Origin of the sequence: Sporosarcina ureae, from assembly GCF_029267015.1 — a bacterium.
In the GTDB taxonomy this organism is placed as follows: domain Bacteria; phylum Bacillota; class Bacilli; order Bacillales_A; family Planococcaceae; genus Sporosarcina; species Sporosarcina ureae_D.
Genome location: NZ_JARIEA010000029.1, coordinates 25,717 through 41,005, shown reverse-complemented (window position 1 = coordinate 41,005; position 15,289 = coordinate 25,717). Strand labels below are relative to the sequence as shown.

Genomic DNA, 15,289 nt, shown 5'->3' with positions numbered 1-15,289 from the left:
AAATACAACGAACGTCTTGAAAAAGAGTATCCAGAACATAACATTGATATCCAAGCGCGTAAAAGTGGAGAAACCTTTGTGCAGGAAACGAAAGAAGTTAAATAATGATTGTAGACATGCCGTCCTGTCAAAGGGATGGCTTTTTTCTTTACTAAGCAATGGCATACCTTTAAAACATGAGTCTGTTTGTCAGAAAAGAATGATTGCTATACAATTAGTGTATCTATAGACCAGAGAGTAGGAAGTTCATTGGGGAAAAAGGCAGCAATTATACATTCAGCTATAGAAGTGTTTCAAGAGCAAGGCATAGAAAAGACCAAGATTTCAGATATCGTTAAACGTGCGGGGATTGCGCAAGGAACGTTTTATTTGTACTTTCCATCAAAGTTATCTCTTATGCCTGCAATTGCTGAAGTGATGGTAGCGAAGACAATTGAAATCGTAAAAGATACGGTTGATAACGATGCATCGTATCCAAAACAATTTGAACAAATGGTTGATGCAATTTATGAAGTAAATAGAGAATACTACGAGATTTTAGCGGTTATTTATTCAGGTTTAGCTTCTACAGAACATATCCGTGAATGGGAATCCGTTTATGCACCATTCTACGAGTGGGTCAGTGAAAAACTCGAAGCTGCTAAAAAAGAAGGGGCAATTCGTCAGTCTATTAAACCAGATCGTACAGCTAAATTAATAATAGGCCTCGTTGAATCAACAGCAGAGCAAGTCTTCCTTTACGCGCAGCATGATGAAAATGAGGCGAATCGGCAAAAGGAAGAAGTTCTTGAATTCTTAGCATATGCATTACATTTTCAGAATGTAGAAGGTTAACATAGTAAAATGTTAATCTTTATGGTAAAATGAATGACAGTCAGTCACATGAGTGATGTAAAAAATAAGTAGGAGCGAATGATATGAACAAAGCCTGGTTTTATGTAGCATTAACTAGTTTTTTTGAATTAGTATGGATTTTTGGATTTAACACAGCAACCCACTGGTGGCACTGGATTATCATAGTAGGGTTTATATTTGTGGACTTTCATTACTTAACGAAAGCATGCGAAGGTTTACCGACCGGAACCGTCTATGCGGTATTCGCTGGAATCGGTACAGTCGGTACATCTTTAATGGATGTCATGTTCTTCGGTGAACATATTAGTATAGGAAAGATTTTTTTCATCTTCATTCTAGTATTGGGTGTTGCAGGATTGAAGATAGCGGATGGACAAGATGAAAAGAAAGCGCTGAAGGGAGTGAAAGGCGATGGGTTGGATTCTAGTATTATTGGCAGCACTAAGTGAGTTTGCCGGTGTGATAGGGCTGAAGAAATTCAGTGAAAATAAAACATTGGCGAATGGATTGTTATATTACGGAGGATTCGGTATCGCATTCTTCTTTTTATATAACTCCTTTAAGTTTTTGCAAGTCAGTACAGCGTATGCCGTGTGGATTGGTATAGGTACAGCGGGTGCGGTGCTCATCAACATGCTGTTCTTCGGGGAATCGAAGAGTACAGGTAGAGTAGTCAGTCTACTCCTGATTGTGTTTGGTGTAGTCGGGCTTAAAGCTTTATCATAAAATATGCCCCTTCTATAGAAGAAGAGCAATTTATAAAATAAAAAATGGACGTGCCTGATTGTAATGGGCATGTCCATTTTATTGTATCCGAAAGATCAGCTACTGAGTTTCATCGATTCTAAGGCACGTTTCCGTATCTCACGTTCTAACATTTGGATGAACTCCTGATTCAGTTGATACTTTTGAGCCTGCTGATATGAATAGAGCAACAATTGATCCGATAAATGTAGCACAGTAGAACCGCCTCCCTTTGGATGAATAGAATCTAATCAGTGTGCATACTTCCCTCTAGATGTTATCTATTACTTTACCAAAGGTTCTTTGAAAGAACAAGCGTTCGAATTGTCCACAGTAGGCGTGAGTAAGCTGTGGGTAATGTGTGAATTGTTTACAGAAACTGCTAAGATACGCGGTGGATAATGTGCATAGAGTTATAAACAAAAAGTAATTGTCGAAAGATGTCGAGCGAAACTTGCCGAGGAACTATATGTTTTCTTTCAAATCATTAATAAATCAACTGTCTTGTGAATAGCATGAATAGATTCACAACTCATAGTAAAAGTACAAGCCTGGTTTTCATTTGTAAATAATAGAAATCAATTTGTATATCTTTTCTTTAATGAAAGAAGCAAAATAAAAACAAAAATATTTAGCTATATTTCGATATGCAATATATCGCGTTACAATGCATTTGTAAGCGTATTCAGAGGTTTTAAATTAGTCACAATTAACGAAAAACTTTAAAAATACGGTTGACCTTTGTACGCATACAAGATATGATTACAGCAATCTAGTTCGCAGCTGTGAAAGTATTCACTAGTTGTTCAGAATATTCAACTGAATGAAATTAATGTAATTAGCAATTGATTCGTTCAATTAGTATAGGAGAGATTGCAAATGAGAAGTGACATGATTAAAAAAGGGATCGATCGCGCACCACATCGTAGTTTACTTTACGCAGCGGGCGTTAAAACGAAAGATATGCACAAACCATTTATAGGAGTGTGTAACTCATATATAGATATTATTCCGGGACATATGCATTTAAATAAATTCGCGGAAGTAGTAAAAGAAGCAATCTGGGAGGCAGGCGGGGTACCGTTCGAGTTCAATACAATTGGTGTTGATGACGGAATCGCAATGGGCCACATTGGTATGCGCTACTCATTGCCAAGCCGAGAGCTGATTGCCGACGCAGCTGAAACGGTCATTAACGCACACTGGTTTGACGGAGTCTTCTATATACCTAACTGTGACAAAATCACACCGGGTATGCTGATGGCAGCTGTTAGAACAAACGTCCCTTCAGTATTTGTTTCTGGTGGACCGATGGAAGCGGGGGTTTCCGCAACGGGCGATGTTCTTTCATTAACTTCAGTATTTGAAGGTGTAGGAGCTTACAAGAGCGGTAAGATGTCAGCAGAAACATTACTCGACATCGAACAGAATGCTTGTCCTTCATGTGGGTCATGTTCAGGAATGTTTACGGCAAACTCTATGAACTCACTAATGGAAATGCTAGGAATGGCTCTTCCAGGAAATGCGACAATTCTTGCTACATCTGACGCTCGCCATACACTGATCAAAGATGCGGCTAAACATTTAATGAATTGTATTGAAAATGATATTAAACCACGTGACATTATTACAAAAGAAACAATCGACGATGCATTTGCACTTGATATGGCAATGGGAGGTTCGACAAATACAGTTCTCCATACATTAGCTATCGCTCACGAAGCGGAAATTGATTACAATATTGAAGATGTAAACGATGTAGCTAAACGAGTACCGTACTTATCGAAAATCATGCCAGCATCCGATTATTCAATGGATGATGTTCAACAAGCTGGCGGTGTCAGCGCAATTATCAATGAATTATGTAAAATTGATGGAGCGATGCATAATAAACGTAAGACGATTACTGGCAAGACAATTGAAGAAGATGTCGCTGGATATGAGATCACAAATACAGATGTCATTCGAACGAAAGATAATCCGCATAGTCCAGTAGGCGGCCTGTCCATTCTATTTGGTAACATCGCTCCTGAAGGTTCCGTCATTAAAGTCGGAGCAGTGGATCCTTCAATAAAGGAATTTAGGGGAGAAGCAATTGTCTTTGATTCACAAGAAGCAGCGCAAGAGAATATTGACAATGACACAGTTAAAGCAGGCCACGTAGTCGTGATTCGATATGAAGGCCCTAAAGGTGGACCTGGTATGCCAGAAATGTTAGCACCTACTTCCGCAATTATGGGGAAAGGTCTTGGTAAAGAAGTTGCGTTGATTACTGACGGTCGTTTCTCCGGAGCGTCTCGAGGTATTTCTATAGGTCACATCTCACCAGAAGCAGCATCGGGCGGACCCATTGCACTTGTAGAGAACGGTGATATCATCGAAATCGATTTGACAAAACGTACGATCGAACTGATGGTATCTGATGAAGTTCTTGCAGAGCGACGAAATGCACTAAAACCATTTGAACTTAAAATCAAAAAAGGCTATCTTGCAAGATATGCCCATCTCGTCACTTCAGCCAGTACAGGTGGAGTCATGAAAATTTAATATATAAAACGTTGATGAGGTTAAAGTAGATAGAAACTGTATTCACAGAGAGCCGGCGGTGCTGCGAGCCGGCAATACAACTATTTGCGACATCCCCTCGGAGTGGATTGCTTAAAGGTATACCGACTAGGCAATCCCGGGCTCGATAATCGGGCTCGTTAGCAATGAAAAGGTACGGCTTAGGCATACTTTTTCATAAGGTGACAATTGTCACGAACTAGGGTGGTACCATGAAAGCTTTTTCATCCCTATGTAAAGAGATCAGATTCTTTGCGTGGGATGAAAAGGCTTTTTTTTAGAGAGAAAAGTCACTGGCCAATATATATAGTTGAAAATTGTAAGGAGGAGTTCAGTATGAGTGCTGAAGTACAAGAAAAACAGACTGCATCTACTATGCCAAAGGAACAAGCCGTAAATAAACCTACAGATGGTTCTGCCATCTTGATTCAATCGCTTAAAGAACAGAACGTAGAAATAATCTTTGGATATCCTGGAGGGGCAGTTCTCCCAATTTATGATGCGCTATATAACGACCCGATCCCACACGTATTAGCACGTCACGAACAAGGTGCAATCCATGCAGCAGAAGGATATGCAAGAGTATCCGGAAAAACTGGGGTCGTCATTGCCACATCAGGCCCTGGCGCGACGAACTTAGTAACGGGTATTACAGATGCCATGATGGACTCTCTTCCATTAGTAGTTATTACAGGTCAAGTAGCAAGTACAGTTATTGGATCGGATGCTTTCCAGGAAGCGGATATCATTGGAATCACTCAACCTATTACAAAACATAACTATCAAGTGCAAAGTGTTGCTGACATTCCACGTATTATGCGTGAAGCATTCCACATTGCCTCTACCGGAAGACCAGGACCAGTCGTAGTCGACGTACCGAAAAATATCGCAACAGATCTCTTTGTACCTGTAGAAAAAGAAGATAAAGAAGTGAATCTGCCCGGTTATCAGCCAACTACTACACCGAATTATCTGCAAATTCAAAAAGCTTCAAAGGCCATCTCGGGAGCGAAAAAGCCGATGATCCTTGCAGGCGCAGGTGTACTTCATGCAGGTGGAACGGCTGAGCTGAAGAAACTTGTCGAAACGCATCGTATTCCTGTCGTTAATACATTACTCGGCTTGGGTACAATTCATGGAGAACATGAGTTATTCTACGGAATGGCCGGAATGCACGGAACGGCAACTGCCAACTATGCACTAAGCGAATGTGATTTATTGCTCAATGTCGGTGCACGTTTTGATGACCGTCTAACAGGAAACTTGGATGCATTCTTGCCGAATGCACGAGTCATTCATGTAGACATTGATCCAGCTGAAATTGGTAAAAACGTAGTGACCGAAATCCCAATTGTATCTGACGCGAAAGAAGCGTTAACAGCATTGCTGAAAGCAGATTTCAAATCACCGGATACAGTAGAGTGGGTAAGCTATTTGAATGGTTTAGCAGACCAATATCCGCTTTGGTATCAAACGGATGAGGAAGCTTTATTACCACAACAAGCACTTGAGATCATACATCGTATCACAAATGGTGATGCGATCGTCACGACAGATGTTGGCCAGCACCAAATGTGGACCGCTCAATATTATCGTTTCAATAATCCAGATAACTGGGTAACGTCAGGCGGATTAGGAACAATGGGCTTTGGTTTCCCAGCAGCAATCGGCGCACAATTGGCAAGACCGAAAGATCGTGTAATTGCGGTAGTTGGGGATGCTGGTTTCCAAATGACTGCACAAGAGCTTTCACTTCTTCAGGAAATGCGTATTCCGGTGAAAGTTATCATCTTGAATAACGGTGCACTTGGTATGGTACGTCAATGGCAAGAGACATTCTATGAAGAACGTTACTCACAGTCGCTAGTACCCGTACAACCTGATTTCATTAAATTGGCGGAAGCATATGACCTGAAAGGGTATCGCATTCACAATTTAGAAGAAGCAGAAAAAGTATTTACAGAAGCATTATTATCTGATGAGCCGGTCTTGATTGATTGCCGTGTGAAACAACGTGAAAACGTCTATCCGATGGTTGCTCCAGGTAAAGGATTACAAGACATGATTGGAGTGAGTCCTCAGTGAAACGAATTATTACAGTAACAGTAATTAATCAGAGCGGAGTATTAAACCGTGTAACGGGACTGCTGATGAAGCGTCAATTCAATATTGAAAGTATTACCGTAGGGGCTACTGAACAACCAAATAGATCCAAGATGACATTTCAAGTTCATGTAGAAGATGAAAACAAAATTGAACAACTTGTAAAACAGCTGCAAAAGCAGATTGATGTTATTACAGTGAAAGATATAACAGACAAAGCAATCGTGTTACGTGAGTTAGCGCTAGTAAAGGTGATCTCACCACCACAGATTCGCTCTGAGATGAACAGCATCGTTGAACCTTTCCGTCCGACAATTGTCGACTCCGGAAAGAATGTAGTAACGTACCAAGTAACGGGTGACCCAGACAAAATCGAAGCATTTATCGATTTGCTGAAACCATATGGCATCAAAGAATTAACACGAACTGGCGCAACCGGCTTTGCCCGCGATATGCAAAAGGTTCAAGCACCACAGCTATCGATTTTAAAACAGTAAAACACACACACTTAGGGGGAAATTAAAATGACAAAAATGTATTATAACCAGGATATCAATGAAGGACTATTAGAAGGTAAAACAGTTGCAATTATCGGATACGGTTCACAAGGTCACGCACACGCTCGTAACTTGAAAGATTCAGGATTTAACGTAGTAGTAGGAGTTCGTGCTGGTAAATCATTCGACCAAGCAAAATCAGACGGTCTTGAAGCACTATCTGTTAAAGAAGCTTCTGAAAAAGCAGACTTGATCATGATCTTACTTCCTGATGAAAATCAAAAAGCGGTATATGAAGCAGAGATCGAACCAGCTCTTGCTAAAGGAAAATCATTAGTATTTGCTCACGGTTTCAACGTACACTTCGGTGAAATCAAACCACCTGCTGATGTAGATGTATTCCTAGTAGCTCCAAAAGGACCAGGACACCTTGTACGTAGAACATTCGAAGCTGGCGGCGGAGTACCTGCACTATTCGCAGTGTATCAAGACGTATCTGGCCAAGCTAAAGACGTAGCTCTTGCATATGCAAAAGGTATCGGTTCGGCTCGTGGTGGCGTTTTGGAAACAACATTCGAGGAAGAAACAGTTACGGATCTATTCGGAGAGCAAGCAGTACTATGTGGTGGCTTAACTTCACTAGTTAAAGCTGGATTCGAAACTCTAGTTGAAGCTGGATACCAGCCTGAACTTGCTTATTTCGAAACATTGCACGAAACGAAACTAATCGTTGACTTGATGTATGAAGGCGGAATGGCTGGAATGCGTTACTCAATCTCTGACACTGCAGAGTGGGGCGACTTTGTTTCTGGACCACGCGTAATCGATGCAGATACAAAAGCTCGTATGAAAGATATTCTTACTGACATCCAATCAGGTAAATTCGCAAAAGAATGGATCGAAGAGAACGAAAACGGACGTCCTAAGTTCAATGCAATCGAAGAAGCAGAATCTAAGCACCAAATTGAAGAAGTTGGACAGAAGCTTCGTTCTATGATGCCATTCATCAGCGAAGGAGCTAAATCAAAAGAGGAAGAAGTGGTAGCGAGTGAGAAAAATTGATATTTTCGATACAACTCTTCGCGACGGTGAGCAATCTGCGGGTATTAATCTAAATACAGTAGAAAAATTAGAGATCGCTCGTCAGCTTGAAAAACTTGGGGTAGCCGTTATTGAAGCAGGATTTCCTGCTTCATCCCCAGGTGATTTCGAAGCCGTTCGACGCATTGCCGATACAGTGAAAAACTCAACTGTTACAGGACTTGCTAGGGCGATGAAGAAAGACATTGATATATCATGGGAAGCATTACGCGGTGGTGTAAATCCACATATTCACGTGTTCTTGGCGACATCACCGATCCATATGGAGTATAAGCTAAAGAAATCTCCAGACCAGGTAGTCGAAATTGCAGCAGATACGGTTAAATATGCTAAACAATTTTTCCCTCTCGTTCAATGGTCTGCAGAAGATGCATTCCGTTCCGATAAGGAATTCCTCGTACGTATTATCAATAAAGTAATTGAAGCAGGGGCGACAACGATTAATGTTCCAGACACTGTAGGCTATGCAACTCCTGCAGAATACGGTGCTCTATTCAAGTACTTGAAAGAGAATGTTACAGGTATAGAAAAAGTTAAGCTTTCAGCTCATTGTCATGATGATCTTGGAATGGCTGTTGCAAACTCTATAGCAGCAGTTGAGAACGGTGCCGATCAAGTAGAATGTACGATTAACGGTATTGGAGAGCGTGCAGGCAATGCGGCATTAGAAGAAATTGCCGTCGCTATGCATATTCGTAAAGACTTCTACAACATGGAAACCGGAATTAACTTAAAAGAGATTAAAAAAGCTAGTCAGCTTGTTAGCCGATTGACGGGAGTAGTCATCCAGCCAAACAAAGCAGTCGTCGGAAAGAATGCATTCGCCCATGAATCTGGTATTCACCAGGATGGCATGTTGAAAAACCGAGAGACATACGAAATCATCACACCTGAATTAATTGGTGAAACAGATATGCCGTTAGCGTTAGGTAAACACTCGGGACGTGCCGCGTTTAAAGATCGGGCTATTACAATGGGGTTTGAATTAACGGATCACCAATTGAATGAGGCGTTTGATGACTTCAAAAAGTTAGCAGACCGTAAAAAGGAAATCACGGAAGATGATTTGTTTGTTCTGTTTACTGGCCAGCAATTGTCCGACACCGATACACCGATTTACGAATTGCATAATGTTCAAGTGCAATATGGAACGAATAATATTCCGACAGCTACCGTGACAGCCACTGTGCCAAGCGGAGAAACAGTTACTGTGGCAACAACGGGTGCAGGTTCTGTTGAATCGATCTTCAATGCACTGGAATTAGCTATTAAAGGTGAAGTACTCATTCTGGATTATCGTGTAACATCGATCGGTAAAGGCCGCGATGCACTGGGAGAGGCAGTAGTCAACTTAAGACATAACGGACTCGAGCTTACGGGCCGAGACGTAGCGCAAGACGTGTTAGAAGCGTCTGCAAAAGCTTATTTGAATGCTATCAATCGTCAACTAGTTCGCGAACAATTGCGGAAAGAAGAGTTATTGAAATAGGCAACATACATTAAAGGGATAAAGTATTCGATCGAGTGATACGAGATTGATCAAGGAGGAGAAGTTCTATGGAAAAGAAAGTAGCAGTATTACCCGGTGACGGCATAGGACCTGAGGTAGTAGCAGAGGCAGTCAGAGTATTGGAAGTGATCGGTAGACGTTTTAATCATACATTCCATACAGAATATGGATTAATTGGTGGAGCGGCGATTGATGAAAAGAATAATCCACTTCCCAAAGAGACAATAGAGTTATGTGAGTCAAGCGACGCCATTCTTCTAGGAGCAGTAGGGGGTCCTAAATGGGATCAGAATCCTTCTGAATTACGGCCGGAAAAAGGGTTGCTTGCGATACGTAAACATTTTGATCTATTTGCAAACCTTCGTCCTGTTGCAGCTGTACCTTCTTTGATCCAGGCTTCTCCTTTAAAAGAAGACATCATCAAAGAGGTCGATATGATGATCGTTCGGGAATTAACTGGAGGTCTTTACTTCGGTAAACCGAGTCATCATACAGATCAATCAGCTGTTGATACGCTTGTATATACGCGCAAGGAGATCGAACGTATTGTCGACAAAGGTTTTGAGTTAGCTCGCCTGCGTAAAGGCAAAGTAACTTCTGTGGACAAAGCGAATGTGCTTGAATCCAGTAAGCTTTGGAGAAAGATTGTAGAAGAGAAGAAAGCACAGTATCCAGATGTAGAGGTAGAACATCAGTTAGTAGATTCTGCAGCAATGAAATTAATAACGAATCCAGCACATTTTGATGTAATCGTTACTGAAAACATGTTTGGAGATATCTTAAGTGATGAAGCTTCTGTCATTACAGGATCACTTGGGTTACTACCTTCAGCGAGTGTGCGTTCAGACGGTTTAGGTTTGTATGAGCCAGTTCATGGTTCAGCACCGGATGTAGCAGGTCAGGGAATCGCAAATCCAGCAGCAACAATTCTTTCAGTTGCTATGATGCTAAAGTATTCATTTGGATTGGAAACGGAAGCAACTGCGATTGAAAAGGCTGTTAATACAGTATTTGAAGAAGGTCACTTCACAGCAGATTTAGCTGGTAAAGATCAACGTTCATTAACGACAAAAGAGTGGACAGATAAGATTGTAGACGAGTTGGATCTTCAGTTCGTTTCCAATAGTATCATGTACTCGTATATTTAATAAAATACCGCTGTCTTAGTCTCGACATGCACATAAAGGGCATACCGAAACTGGTGCGCCCTTTATGTATAGCTAGAGAAAAGATTGACGAGTTGAATCACACGCCGCATATTACTATTGGCAATTGCTTGGAAGGGGAAACAATTATGGCTAAAACAATTATTGAGAAGATATGGGATCAGCATATTGTGTATGAAGAAGAGGGAAAACCGGATCTATTATATATTGATCTTCACTTGATTCATGAAGTGACATCACCGCAAGCGTTTGAAGGTTTACGTCTAGCGAACCGTAAAGTGCGTCGTCCGGATCTTTGCTTTGCAACTATGGATCATAATGTTCCGACAAAGAATTTGCCGATCATCAACGATCCTATTGCTAAAAAACAAATTACTACACTTGAAAAGAACTGTGAAGAGTTCGGCGTTCAATTGGCGGATATGCAGCATCCAGATCAAGGTATCGTGCATATAATCGGTCCTGAGCTTGGATTGACACAGCCGGGAAAAACAATTGTTTGTGGTGACAGCCATACTTCTACACACGGAGCATTCGGAGCTATAGCGTTCGGTATCGGGACAAGCGAAGTAGAGCACGTGTTATCTACCCAAACGCTTTGGCAAGGTAAACCGAAGACCATGGAGATCCGTGTAACAGGAGAAATTGGATTTGGTGTAACAGCTAAAGATATCATTCTTGCAATCATTGCGAAGTTTGGAATTGGTGTCGGTACTGGACATATCGTCGAGTATACAGGAGAAGCGATTCGCGCACTTACAATGGAAGAGCGTATGACAATTTGCAATATGTCCATTGAAGCAGGAGCAAAAGCGGGTTTGATTGGACCTGACGAAACAACAATTGATTATTTGCGCGGACGTCGCTATGCACCTCAAGGCGAAGAGTTCGAAGTAGCAGCAGAGCGTTGGCTTGCATTGAATACTGATGAAGGTGCGGAATATGATCAAGTACTTGAAATCCACGCAGATGAAATTGAACCATTCGTAACGTGGGGGACTAATCCATCCATGGGATCGGGTATCTCAGCTACTATCCCTACAACTGCAGATTATGCATCTGAAACAGATAAATCGGCACTTCGTAACGCGATGGAGTATATGGGACTTGAAGAAGGTATGGCGTTGACTGATATTGAAATTCAGCACGCATTCATCGGTTCATGTACGAATGCACGTCTTAGCGATTTGGAAGCTGCAGCGAACGTGGTAAAAGGTAAACACGTTCATCCTACAGTGACTGCGATTGTCGTGCCAGGTTCACGTACGGTGAAGAAACAGGCGGAAGATATCGGTTTGGATAAGATTTTCATAGAGGCTGGTTTTGAGTGGAGAGAGTCTGGGTGCAGTATGTGTCTAGCTATGAATGATGACGTAGTGCCAGCTGGGGAACGCTGTGCATCTACATCTAACCGAAACTTTGAAGGACGCCAAGGTGCAGGCTCACGTACACATCTAGTCAGCCCGTCCATGGCTGCAGCAGCTGCTCTACACGGACATTTCGTAGATGTTCGTAAAGTTGAAGCAACTGTGCAAAATTGAGGAGGGTATTTACATGGAACCAATTAATAAAATAGAGAGTGTACTCACTCCATTAGATAAAAATAACGTAGATACAGATCAGATTATTTCCAAAGAATTCTTGAAGCGTATTGAACGTACTGGATTCGGAAAATATCTATTTTACCACTGGCGTTTTAATGCAGATGGTACGAAAAACGAAGAGTTCGTATTGAATGACCCTCGTTATGATGGTTCGACTATCTTGGTTGCACATGAAAACTTTGGTTGTGGATCATCTCGTGAACACGCCCCATGGGCAATTTTAGATTATGGATTCCGTGTAGTGATTGCACCGAGTTTCGCGGATATCTTCCATAGTAACTGTTTCAAGAATGGAATTTTGCCTATCAAGCTATCGGTGGCAGAAATTGAAGAGTTTTTGCGTAAAGGCCAAGAAGCACCGTATAAATTGACAGTGAGCCTAGAAGATCAAACTGTAGCAGGCGAAGACGGTTCTGTTTACAGCTTTGACGTTGACCCATACTACAAAAAGATGTTGTTGAACGGTTGGGATGAGATTTCTCTGACATTCCAATATGAAGATAAAATTGCAGAGTACGAACAAAAACATGCATAACCTAAAACGGTTCATCGCTTATTTAGCGTGAACCGTTTACTTTTAGTTCTTGTTGAAATAATTATTAAATTATATTTAATAAGTTGAAACTTTTTCTGTTATTCTCCGTCTGTACGGTGCGGTTACGAGAAAGTATACAGACCTAAGGAATATTACCGCCGTAAAGAATGGAACCTTCTTCCTTTACAATGAAAGACCAAATGAAATAGCGGTTATGCTATAATTGTCGAAGGTAACTACATACTAAAATGAATAAAACACAGAGTGGAGTTGATTTCAAAGATGTTAAGCGCTTCAAAAAAGAATGTATTCGCTATTTTTAATTCTTTTCTTATCGCATCGTTAGTTTGTCTCATTGCACTACCAGTAAGCGCCAAAGCAGAAACGGTAAACCAGCGTTTCTCTGACGTAAGTAATGATTTCTGGGCAAAGGATGAAGTAACACAACTAGTAGAAGAAGAAATTATTAACGGTTACCAGGATTTACAGTTCCGTCCAGGAATTAGCATTAAACGTGGACAGGCGGCAAACTTGCTGACCGTCGCCTTAGAATTACCCGAGGCTCCCTACCAGCCGATATTTAAGGACGTCAGCGCAAAGTCTTCGAACTTGCGTGGTGCAATGTCTACTTATGAAGCGGGTATATTTAAAGGGAAACCCGATGGTAACTTTGGTGTGAGCGATGAATTAACACGTGAACAAATGGCGAGTGTGTTAGTCAATGCTTTTAAATTAAAAGATACAGGTGAAACAGTACGCTTCACGGATGAGAATAAAATAAGTGAATCTCACAGATACGGCGTAAAAGTACTTATGCAGCACGGTATTACGACAGGTAAAGAGGACGGATCATTTGCTCCGAAACTCCCCGTTAATCGTGGTTCATTCGCTGTATTCCTACATAGAGCAATGATTCAAGCAGGACTGCTCGAAAAACAGCAACCGATTGTTTTCAATAAAACACAGACAATGGGTAAATTCGATCCTATTCGATTTAATCAATTTATTACGGAAGTTCCGTTGACAGAAGAGGGACAGACATTCTTACGTTCCAATCACTTCTTATCTTTAGCGGCCAAGCGAGTGAAAGCACATGGACATGCGACGGATCAGATTTATGTTTATGGAGTCAGTGAGAGAAAAAACACAAGAGTTACTGTAACAAAACGTGAGTTGCCAAATGGTGACTACTTTACATTTGTTGAGTTGAGAAATCCGGATCGACTGCCGATTCGCGTCGATTTGGTACGGATTGACGGGAATATCAAAACGAATAAAATAGAGCGTTTTGATAAATTTCCTATGAAAAAAGATGTGGATGATACATTTGGTTTTGATATTGCAACTTCTCCTGTCGGTGTCCTTGAAACAATTTCACAGCAGGGAACAGGTCAGCAAATGATTTCGAAAACATATCGTTCGCGCGAACTCGAGCTGAAGTATAGTAGTGGCGCAGTTAGCCACACACGTGAATTGCAGGACGAGAAGGAATCTTACAGTAATATTCTGATGGGCGATACCCGAGTATCGGTATTTGAGTTGAACTCTAGAGGGTATGATGTAGTGGATCAATGGATTCTTTCATCCGATAAGAAGCTTTTCTCTTCAAATGAAAGATTAGATGCATGGCTTCGTGAATCGATTACCAACTATAAAAAGCGTAATAAATGGTATACAGCAGAAGGTCCTTACAACAAGATGGCGACTACCATTGAACCGATGCCGGCTTCGGGTCGCGGATATGGACGCAATTTACTTTTGGTAAAAGAAGATCGTGTCATGTTGTTATACAACCAAACGAAAGAACGTTATTATGAAGATGTTTTGCATAACTCCTTTACAAACTTAGCCGTTTTCAGAGGAAGCAAGCCTTATTGGGAAACAGAAGTAACGAGTACGTATTTGAAGAATTTATATAACTTCACAGCACCATTCGTTGATACGCGTTTCAATGAACAGATTGCATTATTCCTTTATAATGGCGGTAACGCATTCAATCATAAAGATTACAACGACGGTTTACGTAACTATGCAAACTTGCTCGTACAGCAACATAGAAAAGGCAATGTGAACTTCTTGTCTCCAACTGCCTATTATATTCCGGATTACTTCCCGGCAAAATCACAAGTGAAGACCCATACGTCTATGAACCATTTACTTGGCGGCATGAACATTCTCTTGTTGGCATTCCAAGAGTTCAATGATCCAGTATATTTGGAAAATGCCAGTGCAATCGAAAAAGCCATTCGCTTTGAAGAGAAGAACTGGACTCGTTCTAACGGTGACATCTGGTATAAACGTGCACCGAATGGTCAGTTTTCAGGCACAGATTATGTTCATTTGACGTTGGAAGACTTGATTCATTCTTATGAAAAATGGTCACAAATTGATAAATCAAAAGCTAAAGTATTCGAGCGCATGATTAAGTCGAAAGCGGGCTATTTGAATAGTACGAAGCAAGGATATACTACGAAGATTAAAGAAGGCTTGAAACGAATCAATATGTCTAACTTGCTACCAGCAGGTAAAGAGTACACTGACGCATTATAATGAAGCAAACACCATCTCCTTTAATTCAGGAGGTGGTATTTTTATGTAGTAATTAAGCA

13 protein-coding genes and 1 other annotated feature are annotated in these 15,289 nt (G+C 41.1%); of the genes, 12 read left to right on the top strand and 1 reads right to left on the bottom strand.

Annotated elements, in window-relative coordinates:
- Positions 1-249 precede the first annotated feature (249 nt).
- The 3 genes from Q7P97_RS04470 to Q7P97_RS04460 all read left to right on the top strand — a co-directional run bounded on the left by Q7P97_RS04470 (position 250) and on the right by Q7P97_RS04460 (position 1,581).
- The gene (locus Q7P97_RS04470) at positions 250-834 is read left to right on the top strand and encodes a TetR/AcrR family transcriptional regulator (RefSeq protein WP_303967137.1); all 585 of its coding nucleotides are present in this window, start codon (positions 250-252) and stop codon (positions 832-834) included.
- Between the two features lie 83 nt (positions 835-917).
- Complete coding sequence (locus Q7P97_RS04465) at positions 918-1,304, top strand: DMT family transporter (RefSeq protein WP_303967135.1); 387 nt, start codon at positions 918-920, stop codon at positions 1,302-1,304.
- Positions 1,267-1,581: a DMT family transporter gene (locus tag Q7P97_RS04460; RefSeq protein ID WP_303967132.1), complete on the top strand. Its 315-nt coding sequence runs from the start codon at positions 1,267-1,269 to the stop codon at positions 1,579-1,581. The genes Q7P97_RS04465 and Q7P97_RS04460 overlap by 38 nt, the downstream gene beginning before the upstream one ends.
- Positions 1,582-1,676: 95 nt before the next feature.
- Here the strand turns inward: Q7P97_RS04460 and sda are convergent, their stop codons facing one another.
- The gene (gene sda / locus Q7P97_RS04455; RefSeq protein ID WP_099625931.1) at positions 1,677-1,814 is read right to left on the bottom strand and encodes a sporulation histidine kinase inhibitor Sda; all 138 of its coding nucleotides are present in this window, start codon (positions 1,812-1,814) and stop codon (positions 1,677-1,679) included.
- A gap of 664 nt (positions 1,815-2,478) precedes the next feature.
- Between sda and ilvD the strand changes: the two genes are divergently transcribed.
- The 9 genes from ilvD (at position 2,479) to Q7P97_RS04410 (ending at position 15,230) form a co-directional block, all read left to right on the top strand.
- Positions 2,479-4,146, top strand: a complete 1,668-nt coding sequence (gene ilvD / locus Q7P97_RS04450) for a dihydroxy-acid dehydratase (RefSeq protein ID WP_303967129.1) — start codon at positions 2,479-2,481, stop codon at positions 4,144-4,146.
- Between the two features lie 2 nt (positions 4,147-4,148).
- Positions 4,149-4,399 (top strand) — a binding site (T-box leader).
- Positions 4,400-4,500: 101 nt separating this feature from the next.
- Positions 4,501-6,249, top strand: a complete 1,749-nt coding sequence (gene ilvB, locus Q7P97_RS04445; RefSeq protein ID WP_303967126.1) for a biosynthetic-type acetolactate synthase large subunit — start codon at positions 4,501-4,503, stop codon at positions 6,247-6,249.
- The gene (ilvN, locus tag Q7P97_RS04440; protein ID WP_083035136.1) at positions 6,246-6,764 is read left to right on the top strand and encodes an acetolactate synthase small subunit; all 519 of its coding nucleotides are present in this window, start codon (positions 6,246-6,248) and stop codon (positions 6,762-6,764) included. The genes ilvB and ilvN overlap by 4 nt, the downstream gene beginning before the upstream one ends.
- Before the next feature lie 27 nt (positions 6,765-6,791).
- Positions 6,792-7,826, top strand: a complete 1,035-nt coding sequence (ilvC, locus tag Q7P97_RS04435; RefSeq protein WP_303967114.1) for a ketol-acid reductoisomerase — start codon at positions 6,792-6,794, stop codon at positions 7,824-7,826.
- Positions 7,813-9,354, top strand: a complete 1,542-nt coding sequence (locus Q7P97_RS04430) for a 2-isopropylmalate synthase (RefSeq protein WP_085428333.1) — start codon at positions 7,813-7,815, stop codon at positions 9,352-9,354. The genes ilvC and Q7P97_RS04430 overlap by 14 nt, the downstream gene beginning before the upstream one ends.
- A 68-nt stretch (positions 9,355-9,422) precedes the next feature.
- A complete protein-coding gene (leuB, locus tag Q7P97_RS04425) occupies positions 9,423-10,523 on the top strand; it encodes a 3-isopropylmalate dehydrogenase (protein WP_085428334.1) in 1,101 nt (366 codons plus the stop codon).
- Between the two features lie 146 nt (positions 10,524-10,669).
- Entirely contained in the window at positions 10,670-12,082 is a 1,413-nt protein-coding gene (gene leuC / locus Q7P97_RS04420) for a 3-isopropylmalate dehydratase large subunit (RefSeq protein WP_303967109.1), read from the top strand.
- 13 nt (positions 12,083-12,095) lie between these two features.
- On the top strand, positions 12,096-12,680 hold the full coding sequence (gene leuD, locus Q7P97_RS04415; protein WP_099693171.1) for a 3-isopropylmalate dehydratase small subunit: 585 nt from the start codon (positions 12,096-12,098) through the stop codon (positions 12,678-12,680).
- A gap of 282 nt (positions 12,681-12,962) precedes the next feature.
- Positions 12,963-15,230 (top strand): S-layer homology domain-containing protein, encoded by a 2,268-nt coding sequence (locus Q7P97_RS04410; RefSeq protein WP_303967102.1) that lies wholly within the window; start codon positions 12,963-12,965, stop codon positions 15,228-15,230.
- Positions 15,231-15,289 lie beyond the last annotated feature (59 nt).